At 39.2% G+C, this 24,775-nt stretch carries 14 protein-coding genes and 1 pseudogene; all 15 read right to left on the bottom strand.

What is annotated here, in order from left to right; all coding sequences use genetic code 11:
- Positions 1-194: 194 nt before the first annotated feature.
- Entirely contained in the window at positions 195-941 is a 747-nt protein-coding gene (locus DW931_RS10855) for a YoaP domain-containing protein (protein WP_118471486.1), read from the bottom strand.
- Positions 938-1,594 carry a TetR/AcrR family transcriptional regulator gene (locus tag DW931_RS10860; protein WP_107000730.1) on the bottom strand — a complete coding sequence of 219 codons (657 nt, stop codon included), beginning with the start codon at positions 1,592-1,594 and terminating at the stop codon, positions 938-940. The genes DW931_RS10855 and DW931_RS10860 overlap by 4 nt, the downstream gene beginning before the upstream one ends.
- 194 nt (positions 1,595-1,788) lie before the next feature.
- Positions 1,789-2,013, bottom strand: a pseudogene (locus tag DW931_RS10870) (flavodoxin); the annotation flags it as partial.
- Between the two features lie 81 nt (positions 2,014-2,094).
- Entirely contained in the window at positions 2,095-2,838 is a 744-nt protein-coding gene (locus tag DW931_RS10875; protein WP_006426953.1) for a hypothetical protein, read from the bottom strand.
- Between the two features lie 140 nt (positions 2,839-2,978).
- Positions 2,979-3,362 carry a DUF6262 family protein gene (locus DW931_RS10880; RefSeq protein ID WP_015513361.1) on the bottom strand — a complete coding sequence of 128 codons (384 nt, stop codon included), beginning with the start codon at positions 3,360-3,362 and terminating at the stop codon, positions 2,979-2,981.
- Positions 3,337-4,836: a tyrosine-type recombinase/integrase gene (locus DW931_RS10885; RefSeq protein WP_006426955.1), complete on the bottom strand. Its 1,500-nt coding sequence runs from the start codon at positions 4,834-4,836 to the stop codon at positions 3,337-3,339. The genes DW931_RS10880 and DW931_RS10885 overlap by 26 nt, the downstream gene beginning before the upstream one ends.
- Positions 4,826-6,556, bottom strand: coding sequence for a tyrosine-type recombinase/integrase (locus tag DW931_RS10890; protein WP_007886448.1), 1,731 nt, complete (start codon positions 6,554-6,556; stop codon positions 4,826-4,828). The genes DW931_RS10885 and DW931_RS10890 overlap by 11 nt, the downstream gene beginning before the upstream one ends.
- A 28-nt stretch (positions 6,557-6,584) precedes the next feature.
- Positions 6,585-7,709: a tyrosine-type recombinase/integrase gene (locus DW931_RS10895; protein WP_006426957.1), complete on the bottom strand. Its 1,125-nt coding sequence runs from the start codon at positions 7,707-7,709 to the stop codon at positions 6,585-6,587.
- Between the two features lie 155 nt (positions 7,710-7,864).
- On the bottom strand, positions 7,865-9,727 hold the full coding sequence (locus tag DW931_RS10900) for an ATP-dependent DNA helicase (RefSeq protein ID WP_347559444.1): 1,863 nt from the start codon (positions 9,725-9,727) through the stop codon (positions 7,865-7,867).
- A gap of 639 nt (positions 9,728-10,366) precedes the next feature.
- Positions 10,367-10,801, bottom strand: coding sequence for a hypothetical protein (locus DW931_RS10905; RefSeq protein ID WP_007886453.1), 435 nt, complete (start codon positions 10,799-10,801; stop codon positions 10,367-10,369).
- A gap of 327 nt (positions 10,802-11,128) precedes the next feature.
- Entirely contained in the window at positions 11,129-11,755 is a 627-nt protein-coding gene (locus DW931_RS10910) for a hypothetical protein (RefSeq protein WP_007884654.1), read from the bottom strand.
- A 17-nt stretch (positions 11,756-11,772) separates the two neighbouring features.
- Positions 11,773-12,633 (bottom strand): contact-dependent growth inhibition system immunity protein, encoded by an 861-nt coding sequence (locus DW931_RS15945; protein WP_007884653.1) that lies wholly within the window; start codon positions 12,631-12,633, stop codon positions 11,773-11,775.
- 66 nt (positions 12,634-12,699) lie between these two features.
- On the bottom strand, positions 12,700-22,056 hold the full coding sequence (locus DW931_RS10920) for a DUF6531 domain-containing protein (protein WP_243036939.1): 9,357 nt from the start codon (positions 22,054-22,056) through the stop codon (positions 12,700-12,702).
- 192 nt (positions 22,057-22,248) lie between these two features.
- Positions 22,249-23,175, bottom strand: coding sequence for a sensor histidine kinase (locus DW931_RS10925; RefSeq protein WP_243036940.1), 927 nt, complete (start codon positions 23,173-23,175; stop codon positions 22,249-22,251).
- Positions 23,176-23,519: 344 nt separating this feature from the next.
- Positions 23,520-24,233 carry a LytTR family DNA-binding domain-containing protein gene (locus DW931_RS10930; RefSeq protein WP_118626973.1) on the bottom strand — a complete coding sequence of 238 codons (714 nt, stop codon included), beginning with the start codon at positions 24,231-24,233 and terminating at the stop codon, positions 23,520-23,522.
- Positions 24,234-24,775 lie beyond the last annotated feature (542 nt).

Genomic DNA, 24,775 nt, shown 5'->3' on the forward strand with positions numbered 1-24,775 from the left:
TCCCTTTTTTAAATCCGAAAGCACTTTTTCAGGGCTTTATACTCACTCCTTGTGAATCGCACGATAGCTTTATTGTGCGCAGGTCAAAGACACGTCACATTGGCAAGCTTGAAATAATCAATATATTTTTCATTCGTTTTTTCTCCATTTCATTTGATAACATTATGTTGCGACTCAAAAATAGCGGAGTAAAATCAATTTTGTAAACCTGCCAGCGCCAGGAATTTTTTATCTGACTGGATACTCTGTGTCAGAAACTGACCGTCCCGAAACAGTGCATAAGTCGTGACCGGTGCAGGTACATTCTGTGCTGATTCTTTGTCAGTGATGTGGATGGCATTGAACGGGATACCATGTTCCTTTGCCGCCTCCTGCACCTTTGGTACCCAATAATAGGTATATGGGCATTGATCGGTGTAATAAAGAACAAAACCTGCTTCTTCAATCACCGGATGTTTCGCACATTCCTTGAAATACGGCGGTTGTGCCCCCGATTCAATGGAAAGATACATAAGATTGATCCCGCAGTCGGATATGTCTGCCACACGGAAACCCTTATAAGTAAGGAATTTCGGGTCAGCGAGGAATTCCCGCTTTCGGCCCTCCGCGCACAAAATGCAAATACCTTTCTTTCCCTGCACCCTGGCATCACAGATACACGCCTCCAGCAGATCATTTGAGTATCCGTGTCCCTTCATGGAGCCGGATACCCATAGACAGTTAATGTAAAGATAACCATCTGCCGCAATCGGCACCCAGGCGTTTTCAGCCGGAATGTATTCAATAAAGCATTTACCGCGTTCCTCACTGCGATAGAAAACAAGTCCATCATCAAAGCGCTGCCGCAGCCATTCCTTTTTTACAACACTCTGCTTACCGGACATGGCGCAGCAGATATGTTCCTTGTCAATATTGTCTTTGGTGATCCGAATATAGTTCATCCGTTATTCCTCCTGCTTAAAACAGCTGTCCCGGCAGCTTCTGATCTGTAACCAGCCTCAACCTTGGCAATAAAGCGATCAATGTGTGTCGCCAATAAGGAAGAAACCGATTCTTTTTCCTCCGCACCGTCGTAGACACTGTATAGAAGATACATTGGCCCATAGAATTCCAACGCCAGCTGCATAGCCTCCTCATCAGAATCTGCCAATTTGCGGAAGATGGCCGCCATATACTCCAGAGGACCGCCCGCCAGATAGTCGTGGTGAAGCTGTGCAAGCTTGGAATCACGGTATTGCTCCAGCGTCAGCATTTTACGGAAATTGGAGGAAAACGGCTCCTTTGTCCAATGGTCAAACTGGGCAAGGCTGTATGTGCGAATTTTTTGAATTGGTGTATGCAGATATGCTTCCGCAAAGCCGTCTGGTTCCGTTTCCGGCATTTCATACGCCTCAGCGCGCTCATAGTCCATCTTGTTCATTCGCTCCACGATCTTATCTAAGATTTCCTGTTTGCTGGCATAGTGCTTATATAAAGCAGCTTTCGTAATTCCCAACTGCCCTGCAATATCATTCATAGATGTCCCCAGATAGCCGTTCTGCGCAAACAGTTCCAGTGCTGTTCTCAAAATCCGTTCCTTTGTACCCTCTGCCATAATTATCTCCTTTATCAAAGTAACCATTCGGCAACTACATTATAGTTACCGAATGGTTACTTGTCAAGAACGAATGAAAAAATTATGCCCTTTCGTTAAAATGTGCAAACTCCGGCGCAAATTCGCCAAGCGCATTTCTTCCTGCTGTCTGTACCATTTTTTCCATATTCTGTATACTTCCATAACACTGCTGTTTATAAAGAATTTACCCACTCACTGACTTTCTGTTTTGTTCCGCGGTTTAACAGACTGCCTTCTGTGATAACAGCCTCTGGTGCGGATGGCTGCAATTCTTTTACAGTATTACCGAATCCACTTCCACCGGATGTCGCAAAAAGGACGATCTTTTTACCGCTGAAATCATAGGCTTCCAAAAATGTATTGATAATTGTTGGAGCTACATACCACCAGATAGGGAATTAAAATGTAGCCAGTTCCCCTCATGCGTTGATTTTACTGGGTTTAACTGTATACAAAACTGTGTTTACTGTTACTATCTTTCATTCTTTTCCAAAATAGCTTTGAAGCATAGGCCACATTATTTTCATATATGACACAAAGCTCAGCTCTACTTGTGCTTCATTAAACCATCCAACCATAAAGCTATTTATCTCTTCAAATAATACTTTTGAAAGTTTCTGAATAATAATTGTGTTATCCACTTCTTCAGTATAATCTTTCGCATACATTTTACATATAGAACGCACTCCAAAATAATTATATAGCACACCTACCGTTGTTTTTAATGCTTCAATATCTCTTGGAAAATCTGTTCTATTCATCATATTCACTACTAATTGATGTCTTGAGTTTAGGTAATTCCTAACTGTACTATTACCTATTTCAACATCAACTGTAAATGAAAAATCTTGAGTTTGTATACTATCTGCTCCTAACATTATCATCAATTCAACTTGTGCTGCATGATATTCTGTATAACCAGACAAAGCCATATATTTCCAAGAATCTTGCTTTGCATACATTTCCGTATCTAAAATATGCGTAAATTCATGAAACACAATATACCTTGGTATTTCCGAACTTTTGCATATCCTTAATATATGTTCATCTGTTTTCGTATTATAGTAAGCTTGGGCGGCTGAAGCGAATCCTGCTGCATCGCTTTCCTCAACATTAATTTCAAAAAAATCTATCTTATACTGTGGTAATTTCTCAATTTCCATAAACTCAATATATTCTTTTTCATATTCTTTAATTAAATTTTTAATTTGTATTTCTGTCATATTGTTTTATACCTCATATCAAAGTTAGCATTTCACTTTTAGTATACCATAAAACAATCCCATTCTCATTCTATATATTTTATCCTCAACGATGAAAAGATGTGTCTGCACACATCTCTTCCATCTTATTATTTTCAATGTTATAAGTTCTTAATAAAATTCAAATCCTGTTTCCGTAATGCCTTCTGTAACTTTTCGTTCTTTCTCTTCAGTTCCTTATTTTCTCTGCTCAGAGCTGCCACCTTCTGGTTCAACAGTTCAATCTGTTTTTCCATCGCCATGTTCAGAATTTCTCTTCTTGGATCTATCATTCCGGCCTGTTGCTCTACTGCTTGGTTCAATGTATCCCGGACGGTTGGATTTTTATAAAAGAATCCTCTCGACAATCCAGTTTTCTTCATCAGCTTTGGAACGCTGATACGTTCTTTATTTGCCAGCATATCTTGTATTGCTTGCAATGCCAGTTCAATTTTCTCTTTACTTTTTCTCTGATTTTCCTCAATCATCTTGTCGTATTTGCTCATATTCTTCACCCCATCTTGCCAGACTCATATATATGATGTCACTCATCCTCTGTCTTACTTCTCTGGTTTCGTCTGCCATTCTTTGATTGCTCATTTTCCGGTAATGCTGTACATTATTCAGTCTTTTATGCCCCAATAGTCTCGCTATCGTCCAGTCATCCAGATGCATTTCTGTAAGTTTGACGCCATAGTAGTGCCGGAACATGTGCGTTCCAAACCCGAATAATTCGCCATGATCATCTTTCAACTGCTTTTCCTGTATCATGGACATGACTTTTGTTTTTATAGCCATATACTGCATCGGGCGGTCAGGTTCTTTTTCATTAACAAATATGTATTCTGTATCACCGAACTTTTCCTGTGTATATTCAATAGAACTCTGTAACAGTTTTGCAAGTTCTTTACTGATCGGTTTTTTATATCTTTTAGTTTTAACTTGATATATTTCAATCATATCTTGGCCATTTTCTCTCGTCAGACAATCTGGTCTCAGTGTAAGGGTATCTGATATCCTAGTTCCAAGCATCTGATGTATCAGAAGACATCTTGCAATCTGTACATCCATCTGTGTAATTTCCGCATTCAGTCGTTTCATTTCATCATCAGAATACACTCTAAATTCTGCATTTACTTCCGGTGGAATATCCGTATTAATAAATAAATGCTCCAATCTTTCATAGCTGTAAATTTTTCCGATTGTCTCTAACTGTCGTCTTAATGAAATTACATAAGAACTATTCGCACTATGGGAAGTATCTTTTGTTGACAGATGTATCAAAAATTCTTCCAACACTTCTCTGTCTATTTCACTGCAGCTTTTTATTTTGGAATACTCTTTTTGGAGATATTCTGAGAATATCCTCATTATTGTCAATTCTCCCTGTACAGTTCCTATTGCTTCATACTGCAGATTCATATAAACAGCTTTCTTACATTCTTCCCTGATATCTGGCTGATATATTTTTCTGAAATCCAGTGTTTTTACATTATAAATTGGATTGGATCTGATTTTAATATCCAGATTTTTTAGTTCCCAAACATCTTTTTCTATCTCATCCCGTAAATCTTCTGGCCCTAAAAATTTCAGTACGTTTCTGAAATATAATATCGTCACTGCTTCGCCATAGCTTACTGTACCATACACACTCTTCTTTTCTTTTACAATAGTTATTCCCTGTTCTAACATCCAGCCTTTTAAAAGTGATATCCATTTTTCTGGATTTCTATCTCCAAGGCTTTTGATTCTCCGATTTATTCTGCTGTTCAAAAACTTTGCAATATGATTATAAGCTGTTCGATCCTGAATCAATGCTCTAAACGTTCCGTTTTTGCAGCGATACATAATATAACCTCGAAACTCTTCCTTTAATTCTTGCGTTGGAAGCAACGTTAAATCAAATTTTCCATTATCCTTACGTGTCCCTGTTTCTTGTAAATTGGGGAAATCGCTGAAGTATATAATATCATTTTCCATCTTTTTCCTCTTTCTTTAGCCATGATGCTAAACTACTTCCTTGCATTTCAAAGAACTCATCATTTGCTTTTGCAATCCTTTGCGGCATATAATCAATATACTGTCTTGTCATCTCTTCATAAGTATGTCCAAGATAATCCCTGATACTTTGCAGTGATACATGACTGTCATAAAACATAGTTGCTACTGTATGTCGATAATCGTGTGATTGAAATAAATATTCTCCATTTGCAATCTTATTTTCCCGGCACGCTTCTATCATCTGAGTTCGGAATGTACCATATAGACAAGCACCACCTCTGCTGTTTTTAAAAATGAATTCTTCAGGCTGAATTTCATGTTTTTTCAAGTATACTTTCATAATCTGATAAAGTGCCTGTGGGATTGGAATCCTTTTATAATTCTTCATTTTGACCTGATACACCTGAATCCAATAATCCTCGCCCTGCTGATAATAAGCATTTCCTTTCAATGTACACACTTCACTCGCCCGTAATCCTAGACACCACAGATGTAGGAACATACATCGTAATCGCTCTGGAAAAAGATATAATTTTTTCAAAATTTCCATATATACTGTTTCCTCAACGCTACGATCATGATGTACTATTACTTCTTTTTGTTGGAAATATTCAATTCGGAATGGCATTCTTGTAATATACTGTTTAACTTCCATGAATTTATAAAAATGACCGATACCGAAAATTCTTTCATTAAATCCCTTTGCCTGTATTCCCCGTTCTCGCAAGCCGTCTGCATACTTTTTTACTTCTGCGACAGTTGCATGAATCGCCAGTATCTTTTCTTGTTCCAGCAGTTCAATAAAATTTCTAATACATACAAATCTTCGTACAATCGTGCTGACTGCCTGTCCAGTAATTCCCAGTTCATATTTCATGTATGCCTGTAAAATTTCTCGATTCTGTATTTCCTTGACTTCCATAAAAGAAATGCTAATTAAGGATTTACTTTCGTCTATCCGATGTTTTCCAAGATGTAATCGTTCCAGATACCATACATTTGCTTCCCATTGGATCTGTTCCTGCTGCATAAACGCATCTCTTCTGCATTCACCTAAAATACTTCGTTGACTCGTTTCGGGAAAATTCTTTAAAATAGTTTCCACTTGTTCCATTTCCAGCAATCCAATATCCGTAATATTTAACTGAACACAAGAATCATAAAGAAGTTTTAAGGATTTTAACCTGACATTTCTATAAGCCTTAGACATTGAAGTATTGGCAATGATACGACTCAACGTATAAAAAATTTGTTTCTTTAAAACTTCTGAACAATTTTGTGTAAAATCCCACACCAATAGGTTTGTTTTATAAGAAGTTTCAAAGGTCTCAGCTATTTCCTTTTCCGGATAATACTTCAGAAAATAAATTTTATTTTGATATTTCCATTCATATATCCGCTTTCCATTTAGCGTCTGCATTTGTTGATAGATATGTTGTTGTTTTACCGTATCATATATTTTCAAATAGAAAGATACAATTTGTGATCGTATCTGTCCTCTTAAATATTGTTCATACGAATTTCGCAAAGGATAATCCATTTCTTCCAGATGCCAGATTTTTCTATCTGCCAAGAACTTTTTCAATTTGTTAATTCTTGAATCGCTTTTTATTCCAAGTGCATCAATTTCTGAATATAGTTCCTGCTTTTTCTTCTCAATATCTACTTCAGATTCTGTTATGTGTTCTGCCTGTTGCAATAAATATATAGGTATTTCTCACACCTCCCTACTCCAGCAGACGTTCCGCCCCATAAATAGCAGTGTGTTGTGCATAAAACTCATTACTTGCTTCTATCAGTTCATCATCCAGCCAGTCCAGATACTTTATAGTCGTATCCAAATGTTTATGCCCCAATGCCTGACTGATCATTTCCAGTTCCCATCCTGCCTGCTTTCGCATATTTGCAAAATAGTGACGTAACATGTGGGGTGTGATTTTAACTCCGGTTTTCTTTTCCATTCGGTCCAACATATCATATACACTGTCCACTCTTAATGGCTTTCCAATGTTCTCACCCATGATATTCACAAACAGGTAATCCTGATGTTGCAGGATTTTCCGATATTTTGCCAGATAATCCATGAGAAATTCAAACGTATCATTACTTATCTTGGCACTTCTGTATTCCGCATTTTTGGCTCTCGCTTCATTTTCATTATCTTCCCGGAAGCATACCCTTATCATGTGATTCCTATAATCAATATCTTTGACATATTTTACTCCCAGTAGTTCCCCAATTCTGTATCCGGTTTCTGCTAACATAAGTAACAGAAGCTGATCTCTTCGGTTCGTACAGGCCTGTAAAATTGTAATAATCTGATTTTCTTTTGCTGTTCTCCCACGATGTTCCTCTTCCTTCAGATAGGCTTTAAAAGAATGATTCCGCAGTACCTTTTTTACTCCCACCTGATTAACCGCTATAATCTGGTTATACGATAAGGTTTTGAGACTTCCGTACTGTTCATATTCTGCCTCTATAAATAAATAGAACCTGAACACATCTTTTAAGTATGCGTTGCAGGTTCCTTCATTCGGACACTTCTTTTCTCCAGCCGTTTGCTCTGTATGGTTTCCGGCTTTAAGCCAGTATAAAAATTCCACAAAGTGTTCTGTCTGTTTTTCATAATCTAACTGATAGACTTCTGTGAGTTCCATTTCTTTCTCTGCCATATATTTCATATAATAGCAGATTGAAAATGCTGTGCGTTTCACTGTATTTGGTGAACGTTTACATTTAATCTTATGCATTAGATATTTACTTGGCAGTTCTTCAATACTCATTGTTTCCAGATTTCTGATGAAAAAATATTTTTCTGTTCCATCTTTTATCGTTTCCACCTTGTATATCATAAGCTGCCTCCTTTCCTCTAACGCTATACACAGTATACCCACTTCATGCCGAAATAGCTATTCATCAATACCAACAATCCCACCGAAAACGCCCTTGAAATACCACCAAACTTTTCGTGCAAAATCTGCTTTTTCTGTAGCAGAACCACGAACGGTTACAGGTAGTATTCCACGCCTTTCCGGTTTCGAATAAAGTGCTGGACATCCTTGATATCTTTTGCCATCTTGCAGCTCGGAAGCGCACACATTACTTCCTCATGATACCTGCCACCTTCTCCTGCACGCTCGTCTAAAATGGACACGACACAAGTATCTGTCTCGGTGCGGAGAGCACGTCCGAATCCCTGTCTTAGTTTTTTCTGCATGTCTGGAACAATCACTGCCTGAATATAATCTTTCAGGCTGGCATATTCCTTCTTCTGTGCTTCACTGATGGGATCAGGAACAGCAAAGGGCAGTTTTACTATAATCAGCGAAGATACCATATCTCCAGGGAAGTCTACTCCTTCCCAACAGGAGCCGGCTGCAAAAAGGACAGCATTGTCCATCTGTTTAAATCTTGTGATCTCTTCCGGTGAATGTCTCCACACCTCTATCATCGGGAACGGAATTTCATCCCTTAACATCTGGTAAACGTTTCCCATCAAATGATAAGATGTAAACAGCACTAGCGTATGCCCGTAAGTCGAACAGATCAGTGAATGGATATGGTCTGCTATCATCTCTGCCTCTTCCTGACTTTCTCTTCTGCATGTCTTCAAATTCTTTGGCAGATATAACAGACAGTTCTTCTGATATTCAAACGGGGAGTCTGCCACATATTCCCGGACTCTCCGCACTCTCTGTAATCCTGTCATTTTCCGAATGTGGGAAAATCCCTGTCCGGTTTTTAAAGTTCCGCTTGTCAGAATCGCTCCCATTCCTCTGCTCCATAACATCTGGTCCAGATACTGTGGAATCCGTCTGCTGGATGCACACAATATAATCCGGTGGTCATGGTCCTGCTTCAGATGCAGCACATACTTCTTATCCTGATGGAAAAAGCATTCCAGCACACTTTTGGTTTCTTCCAGCTTGTTTCTGATCCACTTTGGAATCTTCTTTTCTAATTTTTCTATGATCTTATTCATGGTCTGTATCCCCTCATATAAATACATTGCACACTCTTCTGTCATGTGGAATTCTTCTTTTATCCCATATCTGGTTCTGTGGTTTTCTCCTATGATGTCCAGCACCATCCGGATCGTCCCGGACAGTTTTCTTATCTCCGGGCCTTGGTACTCATTCCCAAGATAAAAGCAGATTTCTCGGATATCGTCATAACAGAGGCTCTTCCCAAACATCTGCTTTGCCGCATCCGGCAGCTTATGTGCTTCATCGACAATCAATGCTCGGTAGTCTTTTAATAACGGGCGGTAATCCTGCAGCCTGTGATAACCATCAGCCAGCAGATAATTGTGATTACAGATCTGAATGAACATTTCATGATCTCTGGAACGCTCCAGATACTGCTGATACCTGCATGAGCCTCTTTTCGGGCAGTCTCCCGAACAGAACTTCGGTACACTCACCATCCTTCTGTCAAACCCACTTAAGTTGGACACTTCGTCCATATCATAATGTTCTTTCAACGACAGCAGAGCTTCTTTCTGCAACGCATTTTTGTTTTTTTCTTCGATTGCAACGATTCGGTGCTCCAACCTCTCATCGCAGACAAAATGCTCTTTCCCTTTTCGTATCACAGCTTTAATAGGGGCCTGAATCGTCCCGTTCTCCTGAAGAATCCGGGAGAGAAAAGGGATATATTCTGTAAGAATTGCTTTCTGGAGTGCAATGCTGGAAGTGGATATCACGACCGGACGCTGCTCATAAGGGGAACATCCTTCTGCAAGGAGGGAATATTTTCTCATCAGAACACAGGCCACCAGATAGGCATACGTCTTGCCGATACCGACACCCGCGTCACACAGTGCTATGTTTCTTCCCAGCAGGTTATCCAGCATTTTGTGGCATAACATAATCTGTTCTTCCCTTACTGCCATTCCATGTTCCGGGAACAGCACTCGGAAAATAGTATCAATTTCTCGATGCGCTCTATTGAGATATTCTCTTGTGTAATACATAATTTGTTACCTGATATGCGTGCTGATATCACATCAATACGGCTGTAAAGGATTTCTCCCTACAGCCGTATGTATCTGATATCAACGACACATTCTTCCTTGATTTCTTATACTTTTGATTTTTGGCGTTGTATTTGTCCTCGACTCCCCCATTGCCTTACGGGAACATTACAGGCGGATGCTTGGCATTGCACCGCTCACGGATTTTCTAAAAGTCTTGCTGATTACAACCCAAAGTCCATCCTCTGCTCACTGGCAGTTCCTATGTATCATTATCCCCTCGTAAGTGATCCTCGCAAAAGACCGCCACGGTCCTGTTTCAGTTAAAGATGATTCGCTCGAAACGAAAACGCCACAAAAGAACTCTGCCTCTCACTTTCTGGTCTAATTTCTTCCATGCCCTTTTCATCTGTCCTCGCGTCTTCCTGCCACGCTTCTACTTACGGGAACGTACCTGTAATGCTGGTATGAGGTTGTCAAAGTACACTGGCAAAATTTACCTGCCTATTAAATAGCCGACGAAAAACGCCATAATTATTCAATTTTTGATAAATTTTTTAATTTTTTTCTCAAACGGTTTCTTTTGGTATAAATCGTCTGTTCTGCCATTCCCATAATCTTAGCAACTTCTCTTCCAGAATATCCCCATGTACTGAGTAAGAGGATTTCCAGTGTCTGATGCTCCGTTTCTTTCAATAGTTCATAGATTCGCTTATCACCTATGTGATCCAGAAGCTCCTTTACATCCCTTGCAAACAGCTCGCTGTCCTTTTCTTTTATGGAATCCATATCCTGCATCGTTTCATCCAGATGTTCCCGGTATCTGCGCTCTTCCAGAAAGTCTTCCCTGTCCATCTGGCGCAGCTTTTGGATCTTCTCTTCTTCCATTCCCAGTTCACGCAATTTCTTTTCTTCCTGTTCTTTCCAATAATTCCACTTTCGTTCTTCACTTGTCTTGTTATAAGCCATTTATCTTTCCTCCGATCTGATTTTTGATATAGAAATCAAATCGGAGCATGGCGGTGACCGGATAGGTACGTTATAATGTTCGAAAAATGTCGAAGAAAAAAATGCTGCAACCTCTTCGATTACAGCACTTTTTTCCATCTTACGTGAATATTTCTTGTTGGTTCATAGGAGATTCCTTCTTTTTCTCATAATGAATAAAAGACTCTTGTCATCCATTATTTATTATAATTTTTCTACTATTACAATAGCTTTTTTAACAAGTTTTCTTGTCTTGGAGTTTAAAAGAAAGCTACCAGTTTTTTTCCTCTGATAGCTTTCCATTCATTCTTATTCTGTTGGGAACATCGCTGCTTCCAACTTATTCATCTCTGTATCCAAAAGACCATATTTTCCTGAGTTATCTTTTTCCACGGATACGTTTACAGTAACAGCTTTTCCATATCTGTTCTTTTCAAGACTCTTCTGGACACTTTCTGTTAATACAGCTGCAAAGACTTCCGGATCATTTCCATCCAATCCCTGCTTTATTTTTTCATTGCTTACCTCTGTAGAGCTTTGTTGCAATGTCTGAAATACATTGGATGGTTCAACTTGTACACTTACTGTATAGACTCCATCCTCTTCTTTCACATCTTGTACTTTGTATTTTGCCAGTTTCTTTACTTCTGTCAGTTTTTCCGCATAATCAGCAATTCCTTTATCCGTAATGTTATCGGAATCATCAAATTGCTGTTGGATACTCTCATTAAAATCCTCTTCGATTTCTTTCTTGGCATCTTTTTCCGAGATTTCTAACAGATTCGCATAGTCCTTATATTCTCCATGATAGTGTGCATCAAGAGAACTTTGGACGTAGGATTTGGCATCAAAGTCTGGTTGTCTGGAGCAAGCTGATAACAATATACATACTATAATTCCTATACTTATGCACAAAACACAATTCTTCTTTTGCATATTCTCTCCTTCACGCTTTATTTATCTTCAATTTTTATCGAAAATAACATTTTTAAATACTGTTCTATTGACTCCTTTTGAACTTTTCTTTCAATATTATATGGAATGCACATAAAAAACTCCACATAACCATTATCAATAAAACTCAGCAATACTTCTCCATTTTCTGTTAAAAAATGTACATATTTTTTATTACATTTACTTTCAAATTTAATATTCGACATTTGCTTGTATATTTTTTTGTAATGATTTTTTATGCTTACTTCATCTGTACAATCAGTTCCATCACCTATCAAAAAAGAAATATACAACTTATCATAATCTTCATTTCTATATGTCATATAAGAATCTGTATGACCATCACCAATATTTTTATAATGCTCATTTGGAATCGAATAACTAATTATTTTCCCCTCTAATGTTTCAAATCTTTCTGTTTCATCAATTCTAATTTCACATGGTTCAAACATTTTTTTTATAAACAAGCCCAATTCATAATCCGACATTTCTATAAAATTAATATAATCTTTTTCTTCCGTTTTTCGCGAATATCCCCCTCTATTATTCCGTTCCCATCTTCTAATTTCTAATTCATCTCCATTTTGTTTCAAATCAATTCTTTGATAATTCTTGGAAAATGTTGGAAAACTTTTATATTTTGTTTGTTTCCAAAAATTGTTTAATTGAGATTCGTCTACTTTTGGGGAACTTTCTGCAATTTTTATTCCTTTTCTAATTGCACAGCCTATCTTATCTATTGTTTCTTCAGCCATAATTTCAATTGTAGGTTCGATAGAAATATAACATCCCATAAACCTTTCAATGGCATTAGGCACAATTAAGAAACCATATTTTTGATTATAATATACAGAAATCATATCCGTTTTCTCCTCTCTATTACTTAAGGGGAATAAAATATTCCCCTTAAGCTATTTACTTTGCTATTATTTTCCTACTGTAATAATGAGTTTAACACCTTTATCAATACCATGTTTTGTAGCATTATTAACTGCATTTATCTGAGCTTCGCTTAATGTTACATTTGGAACAACTACTTGTAATTGTCTACCCACTATTTCTTCCGCATTAACAAATTTACCATTAAATGTTTCTCCTATAAATCCTGAAACTTTATTAATGTCCTTGACAATTACCTTTTCCAATTTATTACCATTTTGATAAGTCTTTGCACCTAAGTCTCGGCTTTTAACACTAGTCACAACACCATTTTCTACTTTATCTATGGTCGGGAAATTGTGTCCCAAGTTATTTCCCATAGCTTTGTCAATAATATCTCCTCGCTCTAATGGTGGTTTTTCCCAAGTGCCTTCTGGCAATTTTGTTTCGGTTACTTCTGCAACTAATTTTTTAAACGATTTATCAATCCCATCATTATGGGTACTTCCTGCACTCCTTACTACATTCAAAAGTTTCCCAGCCCCATAACTAAGGCCACCCATAACGCCACCTGTCACTGCTCCTGCAATACCACCGACTAACGTATCTTTTGCTACTTGTTTCAGACTATTTCCAGACAAACCTGAATTCACTGCACTATATGAAGCTCCACCAATAGCTCCAATAACTGCTCCTGAAACCATCGCCGTTCCTAAGCCACCCATTGCTGGCAATGCTGCCAGAACTGCTCCTGCAGCCAAACCGCCTGTTGCAGCAACTACAAGACCAGAAACTGTAACCGCAGTTATACCAATGGCTACTTTTTTCACCGCATTCCAGTCTACTTTTCCAAGCTTATCTGTAATACGATTTGTTGTCGTACACATATATCGTACCACTTCTGAGCGGATTTCTGCCGTTCTTTCTGAAACATAGGATTTGAAAGATGTATAAGTTTTTCCAATTTTCTGTACCCCATTGCTTACAGAACGAATAAACTGACTTCCTCTGGATGTGATCTTTTGATATGTACTGCTACTGGTTACACGATTTTTCACAGATTGATATGTCTGTTTTGCATGTTTAGCTGCATTTTTGGCAGTTTTTGCTACCCCCTTCACTGTGTTAACAATAGTTTTTGCTGCTTTCTTAGCTGTATTTACTACTGTTTTGACTACCTTTTTCGCAGTATTAACGATTTTCTTGCCGACACTCTTGACTGCTTTCGCTGCTTTTTTAGCTGTACTCTTAATCCTGCTCCACAATGAATGTCCTGTCGGATCACTGTAATTCAGCGGATTATTGGTCGTATAATCGTAGCGGTTTCTGGTCAATGGATTTTCTGTCGTTCCAAGGTCACTATCTTCAGTTGTAAAGGTTCCGTTCTCTGCGTTATAGTATCTTGCCCGCAGATACTGAAGTCCTGTTTTTACATTTGTGGACTCCCCATTGTAACCGTAGTAATTGACACCGTCTGCTGTTCCTGATGTAAGGTTACCGTATGAATCATACTGATAACTGTTCGTCAGATTAGCTGTTTCGGTCAGGATTCCGGTCACGCTGTTTCTTCCGTCATATAAATAATAACTGCTTTCTTCCGATTTATCAACGCTTACCCGTTCTCCGATTCCACTTTCTCCATAAGTATAAGCCTGACGTACTTTCTCGTCTGCTCCATACTCTGCAAGGACTTCTGTATTCTCGCGATTGATATCGTTGATATACTCTGTCAGTGTGTATCCTTTGGCATTGGAACCGCCTTTTACCAGAGAGGCAAGCTGCTCTTTCGGGCTGTTTCCATCTTCGGTACGCTGGTTCGCCGGGATCAGGACTTCATCGCCATAGCAGTCTTCCCATTTATAGGTGTTATCAAGTTCGAATACCCGGTTGTTATCTCCATCGTACATGGCTGCCATCAGGACTGTTCCACCCTGTTTTACTACTGCCAAACGATTCTCTGCTGTGTATTCATAAGTAACCGGATCTGCACTGTTTGTCTTATCACATTCCTGGATCAGATTGCCATCTTTATCATAGCTGTAGGTTGTTCCCGGATCGCCCCAGATCTTTGCATTGGTGCGTTTGATGAGCTGGTTGGAATCGTTGTACTTATAGTTATATTTTGCTTTGCTGACACCATCCTCGATCTTCTCGTAAGAGGTCCGGTTTCCAATCTTGTCATAAGTATAATTATGGACTGTCTTTTTACCGCCCTCTGCTTTTTCTGTACAGCGTGTCAGTTCCCAGTTGTCATCGTATTCATAGGTACGTGTCGTCTGGATCTCTTTTTCCTGATGCTCACAGTCTGCTTTGTCTGTCTCTTTCTGTGTATCGCCCCAGTTGTACCAGTCTTCCCAGCTTGGCGTCTTTCTTGTTCCAGCTTCCAGTTCCGTAGCTGTTTCTCCAACTACATATCCCTGATCATTGTACTTGTACTCATAAGTACTGATTACTTTGCCGCAGGAACCACAGGTATTCACAATCTTTGTGATATGATCTTCTGCATCGTAAGATACTTCCGTCTTTGTTCCATTACTTCTAGTAACTTCTGTCACACGGTTCAGTGCATCATGCTTGTAAGTGGTTACTTTTCTATTACGGTCTGTCAGTTTTACCAGATTATCATTTAAGTCGTATTCATAGCTGATCTTTGTCCCATCCGGGTATACGATTGCCTGCAGATTATCTGCGTCATCATAAACGTAGCTGACATCCTTTTTCGAACCGCTTGTCACTTTGGTGATTCTTCCAAGTGCATCGTATTCGTAGCTGCTCTTGCCTGTCTGATCCTTCATGGATACCCGTTCCCCGGCACTGTTATATGCGTAGGTCACGTCCTTTTCGGATGTCTCGCCTTTTGCGTCCTGATAAGATTTCTCCAACAGGTCATTCAGTTTGTCGTAATCATACGTGGTTTTCTTGCCGCTTGCCTGTGTATGTCCGGTCAGTCTGCCTTTTTCATCATAGTCGAATTTCTCCGTTCTTCCTGCCGGATCTTTGATGGATGTCAGGTTGCCTTCTAAGTCATAAGTATAATTCGTTGTCTTATTTGCTGCATTGGTGAAGGTCACCAGGTTATCCATGTTGTCGTAACCATAAGTTGTTACACCGCCAAGGGCATCAGTTACTTTGGTCAGGTTGTCATTCTTGTCATATTCCAGATGGCTCTTTAATCCGGTCTTATCTGTAACAACCTGAATATTCCCATGTGCATCGTAATCAAATCCCGTTGTGAATCCACGCTTGTCTGTAATAGAAGTTACCCTGCTGTCCTTATCATAGGTATAGGATTCCTTCTGCCCCAGTGCATCGGTCTCTTCTGTTACACGGTTGTCTTTATCGTAGACTGTCTTTGCAACATAGCCCATCGGATCTGTTACAGATGTAACATTATAATTCTTATCATATCCATAGCTGGTCTTTCTTCCACCCGGTTTGGTGATCTCAGTAATATTTCCTGCCGGGTCGTAAGTGTAAGCAGTTATCTTACCAAGCGGATCAGCTGCAGAAGTCATCTGACCTGCCAGGTCATAACTGTAGGTATTGCTCCGTCCAAGCGGATCTGTCTCCTTCACCAGATTGCCATACTTATCATAAGAAAAGCTGGTTGTTCCATCCAGTGCATTGGTAGAAGACTTCATGTTATGGAGCTTATCGTAAGTATAAGTAGTGGTACTCTTTAAGCTGTCGCTTTCTTTTACCACGTTGTCCACTTTATCATAAGAGAAATTTTTAGTATAACCCAGTGGACTGGTCATACTCTTCAGACGTCCGGCTTTATCATAACTATAGGTATACTCTCCACCATTCGCCTGTGTCATCTTTGTGACATTGTCATTCAGGTCAACACTGTACTGTGTCTCATTTCCCTTTGCATCCGTTACAGAAATGACATTGCCATGCTTGTCGTAATCATATTTGGTAACTGCTCCCTTTGGAGAAATCTGTTCCGTCATGTTACTCAGGCTGTCATATTTGTATTCGGTAATGAGTCCCATCGGATCTTTTGATTTGGTAAGATTTCCAATGGCATCATAACGGTATTCATTTGTTTCTTTTAACGGAGAAGTCTCACCGATCTTGCGGTCCAGTTCATCATACTGGTAGGTTGTCGTATTTCCATTTCCGTCTGTCTGGGATACGAGATTGTCATTTTTATCGTAAGCATACTTGGTAACCGTACCGTTTTCATCGACAGATTCCGTCACATTATCATTTCCGTCATACTTAAAGGTGCTGGATGCTCCCAGTGGATTTGTCTGAGAAATAACCCGGTCTTTCTTATCGTAAGCGTATTTATATGTGGCTTCCTCTTCTTCTGTCATGGATAACTGGTTGCCGACTTTATCGTAGGTAAAGGTTGTTTTATGACCTTCCGCATCCGTTACCGCTGTAATGCGGTCCATAACATCATATTCATAAGATGTGATACTTCCGTCTGCTTCAGTAAGTTTCAGGAGTCTGCCGTACTGATCGTACTTGTATGTTGCTGTCCTGCCAAGTTCATCGGTCTGTGTCAGTACATTTCCGGCACCATCATAAGTATAATCCATACTGTTTCCACCATTGTCGGAGGAATGGATCAGGTTGCCTGCTCCGTCATATTGATAGGTAATTACGAGTCCCTGTGCATCCGTACATTTTACAAGCTGTCCGATGGCATCGTACTCCATCAGCACCTTGTCCCCTGTCGGCAGTATTATGGATGTGTTATTTCCCTCTTTATCATACACATAACTATACGCATTGCCGAGGGCATCTGTCATCTTTGTGCTGTTGCCCTGTGAATCGTATTCGTAAGTGGTCTTTCCTTTCAGGGCATCCACCGTCTGTTCCAGATTGTCGGTGGAATCATATTTCATTGCTGTAATGTTGCCCTTTGCATCGCTTACCGATGTCATGTTTCCATTACCATCGTAAGTCATGGTACTGGTATTTCCATTTTCATCGGTAGAGGATACCAGATTTCCATTTAAGTCATACTTCATGGATACGGTATATCCAAGGGCATCTTTGGATGTAGTCAGATTTCCTGCCTTGTCGTAAGCATAAGTATCTGTTCTTCCCTCTTCATCGGTAGAAGATACCAGATTTCCTGCTTTATCATAAGTATATGTGGTAGTTCCACCTTCTGGGTTGGTTTCACTTAAGCGGTTTCCTGTATTATCGTAGGTATAAGTCCAGGTTCTTCCACTGTCATCTGATTTTGATACCAGATTGTCTGCCGCATCATAAGTATAAGTGGTAACTGCACCTAATTCATCTGTCTCTTTAGCGAGTCTTCCGCAGTTATCATATTCCTTGGAATGGCTGCTTCCATCTCCATAAGTAATCTTGGTTTCATTTCCTAATGCGTCATATTCATATTTGGTTATATTACCAACTGCATCTTTGGACTGAAGCACCTGTCCAAGAGAATCAAACTTGGATACGGTTGCATTTCCATTTCCATCGGTATATTTTTTCAGATTTCCTGCTTTGTCATATTCATAGAGCTTTGTTCCAAAATCTTTATTACTCTCTTCTATGACACGTCCCATGCTGTCATACTTATAAGTAATTGTATTTCCTTTTGCATCGGTTGCTTTGACCTGCTGATAATTCTTATCATAAACGTAGCTGATCTGATTTCCTTTCGGATCTGTACCACTGGTCATGTTGTACATCTTATCATAAGTATAAGTGGTGGTATTCCCCAGTGCGTCAGTACTTGCTGTAATATTTCCCACACCATCCAGCGTATAAGCGGTCACACCGCCATCGGCTGCTGTCTTGGAAGTCAGATTGCCATTCGCATCGTAACTGTTCGAGGTTACATTTCCAAGTGGATCTGTCATGGTAACTGCACGATTCATCGCGTCATACGTGAATCCCCATGCTGCTCCATTTCCATCCACATATCCGGTCATGTTCGGTCCGTCATACGAATACGTTGTTGTGACACCTCTGCCGTCTGTCTGGGATACCATACGATGTTTGTCATCGTAAGTATAGGTAATGGCTGTTCCATCCGGTTTTGTAGATGTGACCATATTTCCATTACCGTCATAACTGTAAGTAACCGTTGCTCCGTTATATCCAGTTGCACTGGTCAGCTTATTCTGCTCATTATAAGTATAAGAGGCTGTCTTTCCATCCTCTCTTGTCTCCGTTGCTACATTGCCAAATGTATCATAAGTGTAAGTTTTTGTTCCGGCTGCTGTCGTTTCGGAAGCAAGCTGATTCTCTGCATTATAAGTCTTTTCACAGGTTGTTCCATCCGGATATTCAATGGATGTTGTGCGGTACTGATCATCATAATGATAAACGGTCTTATTTCCTTCGTTATCCGTTGTTGTAGTAGAACTCTTTCCGTACTTGAAAGTTGCCGTTCCTTTTTCTGCATCAGTCTGCTCTACAACTCTTCCTTCTTTATCGTAAGTATTCTTTACAACCGTATTGCCATTCTCATCTTTCCAGCTTGTCATACGGCTGTCATCATCATATTTGTACTCTTTTGTTGTTCCATTCGGATCTGTTACAGATATCAGATTTCCCTGCTCATCATATTTGTAAGAAACTTTTCCACCATCTGGAAGAGACAGTTCCTTGATATGCCCGAATTTATCCTGTTTTACCCCGAATGTTTTTCCAGATGGTGTTGTAATCTTACTCAGATTATAATCATCGTCATAATCTAATACTGTCTTAAATCCATTCACATCCGTTACATAACGTAAAATTCCATATTTATCAAATGACCAGACGCTCTGATCCGCATCTGTCAGTTCCCATCCGATGTAGTCATGGTCTGTATCTTTATAGCTGACTGCTTTTAAATCATATACATAACCATCCGGAGCAGTGTAGCTTCCATCTTCATTCTTATCAAAGATCAGATAACTTCCGTCCCCTCTCATATACAGAAGACTTCCGTCCTCCATTTGAGAAAGTGACTGGTCATAGTTAAAGCTCCATCCACGTCCGAACATGGAATGCTGGTCTGTTCCTTTGGAATTGTAGCTTCTTGTAATGGAGAATTCTCCATTCAGTTCATTCATCGTCGCATCGGACTGATCCATGTAGAAGTTACCAGTATTTAAGTTGACTGGTTCAAATCCAAATTCACAGTGCAGGCCTCTTCCCATCAATGCTCCGTCAATCCGCATCTTATCCTGATCGGTAAGCGGTGCAGGACTATATGGAACATTTGTCTGTGGGTTACGGATAAAGATCGTGTTATTTGCGACTACCAGTGCGTCCATAACCTGATTGTCTTTCATAATGTTCTTAAGCGGAACACCATAATATTTTGCAATCTTCGGGAATGTATCAAACTGCTTCACTTCATAGATCACAAAGCTGTCACTGGTCACTTCTTTTCCTGTTTCCAGCTTTCCATCAATCTCTTTCGATGCTTTTGCTTTGATCTTATAAAGCTTGTCCTTCGTCAGCCCTGAATACAGTGCACTCTGCCAGTTGGAATCTTTGCTGTAATACTTATTCGCCTCCGGGAACTGCTTATTGTATTCAGTACTGTCTGGATAGGAATACAATGGTTTTGCATCTGTTTCGTGATGTTCTTCATTTTCCTCATCTGGAAGCAGATAATATTCTACTGTAGATTTGCTCTTTGCAATTCCGTCTGCAAATACGGCATCAAACTTCAGCTTTCCATTTGTATTCTTTTCTGTCATCGGGCGAAGCAGGATCGTTGTTTCATCCAGTGACATATCTCGCAGATATGGATCTTCAGCCGGTGACCACTGGATGCTGAGTTTCGGTCCATAAACGGATGCCCTGTTATTCAGTACCTCACACTGCATAGAAGCTCCAAGGTTATTTGCCTCGGCAATGGCTACCAGTGCAAATCCGTTATTCGCATGAGTTCCCTGCACCCAGTCATTGACCAGATCTTTGACGTCATAATTGATATAGCTGTTCCTGCTGGTACTTGCATTCTGTACATCCTGAAACGTAAGATTTACTGGTTTTGTTTTCCATGTGATGGAGGTGTTCCACGACTGATCTACACGATAAAGTCCAAACTGGGATGCACCACCACTGTATGCAGTTTTCTGACTGACTGCAAATGTTGCACTGTCAATTTTGGAATCTTTCGGAATCTGACTAAAATTTGAATTTACTTTGATATAAGTCCGGCAGTTCTGGTGTGCAGTACCAAATCCTGCAAGGTTCCCAGACTTAATACCATCATCAAATCCGACATACGGATAATTGTTGTCACCAATCTGACTGGTAGGACTTCCCTCTTCCACACCGATCATGTTAAAGGAACTCTTCTGAATCTCCACTGGTGTCGGATCGATCCTGACCGGATACTGACGTTCTTCTGCCGAAAGCCAATCCCTGTCTGGTTTTACGGTCAGGATTGTTTTTCCCTCTTCTTCCCGAAGTTCCAATGTGATCAGGAAACTGATTTCCCCGGCAGCGTCTTCCATTGATGGCGTCTCCAGAAGATACTTCGCATCTTTGATTGTCTTCCCTTCCGGATAGATATAGACCTGATTGTCTTTTACTTCTGCCTGATACCCCGGAATCTGCAGCTCGTATTCATAGACTTCCCTGTCTGTTGGCTGCTGAAGTATGATATCTTCTTTAATACTGGAATCCAGTACTGTATACTGAACATCTGCGCCCTCGTAAACTTCATTATAAAGGATCGCATTGTCTTTAATAACGGAATGTGTATAATCTCCATCTACCGGAATAATCCCGATTCTGGTCTTTCCATTTTCAATCGTTACACCATTCTCTTCTGACATCTGTTCCGGAAGAAGGATGGCATAATCATTTGCCTTGTTCTGATAAACTTCTGTTTTCTCTTCCTTTTGGTCATCCTTCGATGCACTGCTAGCTTCCTGTGCTTCTTCGGATGCCGGAGTATCTGCTTCTTCTGGTTTTACAAGTGTATTATCAACCAGCTCGGTATCTCCATCCTCATTCTTATAAGTTCCGACATAACCTCCATAAACGGTTGTATACTGCTTGTCTCCTGTCTTATAAGTCTTGGAAATGGCATCATAATCGATCAGTTCACCTTCCGGTTCTTCCGGAATCGGATAGTAATCCTGAGGTTCTTTTAATTCTACTTCTTTTTCCTGCGGATTTTCTTCTGTTTCTTCTGCTGGAGTTGTCTGTTCTTCCTGAGTCTCTGTATTTTCCGATGGTGTCGTTTCATTTTGTACGTCCGCATCAGACTGCTGACTCTTATCTTGTTCTCCAGATGTGGAATCTGTTATCCCGGCTTCCTCTTCCGTCAAAGCCTCTGGTCTGGAGAAATCTGCATTCTTCTGTACATCCTCAATGGCCTCTTTTGCCTGTACAAAGATAGGTTCTGTTCCCTGTAGTGCCATCAGGAGTGCAAGTACTAAGGCTATAGCCGACTTTCGAAATCTCTTCATAGTCTCTTTCTCCCTCTTGTAATCTTTTTCTATAATTCCTTTACAAAATAACCGCTACCCTCCTTTTTTTCTGACTTTTGCACTACTATAATCTAAAAAATCACAAAATTTTCACAAATGGTAAAAATGCCCCTTGAGGTGGCAAAAATAGACGAAATCGGTCGAAAAAAATAGTAAGACACTATCGCCTTACTATTTTTCATCTAATTTCATATATAATAATATTTTCACTTGAAAGGATTTCTCCGTATGGCAGATCTCCATCTGACCATGATACTTTTCTACTACGAGTTTCACATTTTGTAATCCTATTCCATGTCCTTCTTTCCTGCTTTTCGTTGTCAGATAAATTCCATTCCGCACTTTTGGTGTATCTTTTATGCTATTCTCAATCTGGATATTCATGATTCCTTTTCCATAATACATCTGAAACGATAATCTCCTTTCATCTGAAGCTGCTGTCCCACGAATAGCATTATCCATAAGATTTCCCACTATTATACTTAGATCAAATAATTCTTCCCCTATATGATTCGGTATTTCCACAGAAATCTCCGGATTTTCAATTACTGATTTCGAATCTTCCAAAATATAATTCAGCAGATTATTCATATTACGGTTTTCTGTATATAAATGATGACATAAGGCTGTTCCGGCTATATTCTCCATCTGTTTCAGATACGATAGAATCTCTTCATTTCCTCCCGTTTTTGCCATTGCCCCTATTGTTGTAAGATGGTGCTTGTAATCATGATGTATCTTATTCAGCCTGTCCTGTGATTTCATCATCATCTCCAGTTCTTTTGCGTACTGGCTCATCTGAATCTTCAGCTCTTCCTGTTTTGCTGTTTCAATATAACTTTTCTGAACCTCATCGTGCAGATAAAAAATAAACACATTGATAAACAGTAAGAATAATACAATCGTAGACCGCACACCTCTTCTGTCTGGCAGCAATATCCTGATACAGACTATAATACTGATCACCGGGACAGAAAGCATAGCAAGCCAATGACGGTTCTTTATATAATAACTTCTCTTTACATCCACTTTTCTTTCAATAACAACTTCCAGTAAAAAGAATATAAAATTTCCCGTTACGATAGTTCCCGGTCCCATGTGATGATGCACCGGATTTCTTGCTACCGCATACCGTTGAAAGAGCACGATTGGAATCCCATCACATAAAATTCCCATAATATATACCATAAGTGTATTCCAGACATGATGTTGCCAGTCTACCTGATATGCCACTGTTATAATTAACAGAGCGATCAGCTCAAAGATCAGATCTCCGTACATCGTTCCCCACTGCATACTTCCCCAGCAGGAAAGCAGATATGCACAAAAATATGCAAATAGCTTTTGTGTATCCTCATTTTTGGGATACAGGATGGTATTATGACGGAACACAGTATAAATCCAGAATAATTTACTTGTCAGATAAGTGATCAAATGGATATTCATAATCTTTTCTTCTCCGTTTGTAATAGTCTTTCCCTGACCTTCTTGCGATTTGCTTTACTGATACTGAGACGTGTCTTGTCTTTCATAACCACGTTGTCATATTCGTAATGCTCCACGTATTCCATATTGATGAGATAGGACTTGTGAATCAGTAAGAAATATTCTTCTGTTACATCCGCTACATCCTTTAATTTTCCTCGATATTCAAATTCTTTTTCCGATGTCACGATATGTACTCTTTTTCCCAGACTATAAAAATACAGGATCTTGTCATAAGAAATTTTGTGGATTCCTTTTGTATCTGTATATTCAAATATTTTCTTCCGTTCTTTTAACAGTTCCCGTAATTCACCTATTACCCGGAAAAGTTCTTCCTCTCGGATCGGCTTTACAAGAAAATCAAATGGATGAATGCGGAATAATTTCATAGCATATTCCTGATATGTTGAAATATAGGTAATCTGCAGTTCTTTTCCATAATTTTTCTTTCGTATCTCCGTTCCGATATCAATTCCATTCTCATGTTCCAGACAAATATCAAGGAATAACATATCGTAGGATTCTTCTTCCAGCCTGTTAAGAAGCTGCTTCGCAGAATAGTATATTTCTACAGATATCTGACAGTCATTCGCTTTCCCATAATGGAGCAGCTTCTGTTCTAACCAATTACACAGGATGATATCATCATCACAGATTGCAAGTTCCAGCATATTTTCTCACCCTCAGTCTTTCGTAACACGACAAATGGGGAAAAGAATCCCCTTCAATTCTTTTCCCGAATGGACATCACTAATTTTGTGTCATTTTTCCGATGCAACAGCACCACTTCCTTTGCTGTCTTATTTTGTCCTCTATTTAATAAACACTTGAGCAAGAAAAAACTGTCGCCATTTTATAATTTATTTATATTTTTTATGTTTTATTTATATTTTATCCAAATATTACAGCAATAACTAATAATGTCACCCCCTGCATTATTCTTTTTATTTTTAGCGTCATTTGATAAAACATCAACGTTTTTGATGGCAAAAAGGGAACCTGCAAAACCAGATTCCCTTTAAAATACATGCTCTTCTCTAAAAGGATGATAAATCCACCATCCTCTGCTTATTTTTAAAAACTTTTTCCTTTTTTACAATACTTATAAATATTAAATGGTTTTTCTTTTTTTTCAAATAAAATCCCTGTTGTTTTAATAATTTTTATAAGTTCATCCGACTCCATATCTGTCGTTTTAAATATAAATATTTTC

The organism is Clostridium sp. AM43-3BH (assembly GCF_003479985.1).
Classification (GTDB): domain Bacteria; phylum Bacillota; class Clostridia; order Lachnospirales; family Lachnospiraceae; genus Otoolea; species Otoolea fessa.

Bases quoted from the DNA above. Each gene is read 5' to 3' on its own strand.
- DW931_RS10855 (WP_118471486.1), bottom strand. From the start codon at position 941: ATGAACTATATTCGGATCACCAAAGACAATATTGACAAGGAACATATC.
- DW931_RS10860 (WP_107000730.1), bottom strand. From the start codon at position 1,594: ATGGCAGAGGGTACAAAGGAACGGATTTTGAGAACAGCACTGGAACTG.
- DW931_RS10875 (WP_006426953.1), bottom strand. From the start codon at position 2,838: ATGACAGAAATACAAATTAAAAATTTAATTAAAGAATATGAAAAAGAA.
- DW931_RS10880 (WP_015513361.1), bottom strand. From the start codon at position 3,362: ATGAGCAAATACGACAAGATGATTGAGGAAAATCAGAGAAAAAGTAAA.
- DW931_RS10885 (WP_006426955.1), bottom strand. From the start codon at position 4,836: ATGGAAAATGATATTATATACTTCAGCGATTTCCCCAATTTACAAGAA.
- DW931_RS10895 (WP_006426957.1), bottom strand. From the start codon at position 7,709: ATGATATACAAGGTGGAAACGATAAAAGATGGAACAGAAAAATATTTT.
- DW931_RS10900 (WP_347559444.1), bottom strand. From the start codon at position 9,727: ATGTTATGCCACAAAATGCTGGATAACCTGCTGGGAAGAAACATAGCA.
- DW931_RS10905 (WP_007886453.1), bottom strand. From the start codon at position 10,801: ATGGCTTATAACAAGACAAGTGAAGAACGAAAGTGGAATTATTGGAAA.
- DW931_RS10910 (WP_007884654.1), bottom strand. From the start codon at position 11,755: ATGCAAAAGAAGAATTGTGTTTTGTGCATAAGTATAGGAATTATAGTA.
- DW931_RS15945 (WP_007884653.1), bottom strand. From the start codon at position 12,633: ATGATTTCTGTATATTATAATCAAAAATATGGTTTCTTAATTGTGCCT.
- DW931_RS10920 (WP_243036939.1), bottom strand. From the start codon at position 22,056: ATGAAGAGATTTCGAAAGTCGGCTATAGCCTTAGTACTTGCACTCCTG.
- DW931_RS10925 (WP_243036940.1), bottom strand. From the start codon at position 23,175: ATGGGACCGGGAACTATCGTAACGGGAAATTTTATATTCTTTTTACTG.
- DW931_RS10930 (WP_118626973.1), bottom strand. From the start codon at position 24,233: ATGCTGGAACTTGCAATCTGTGATGATGATATCATCCTGTGTAATTGG.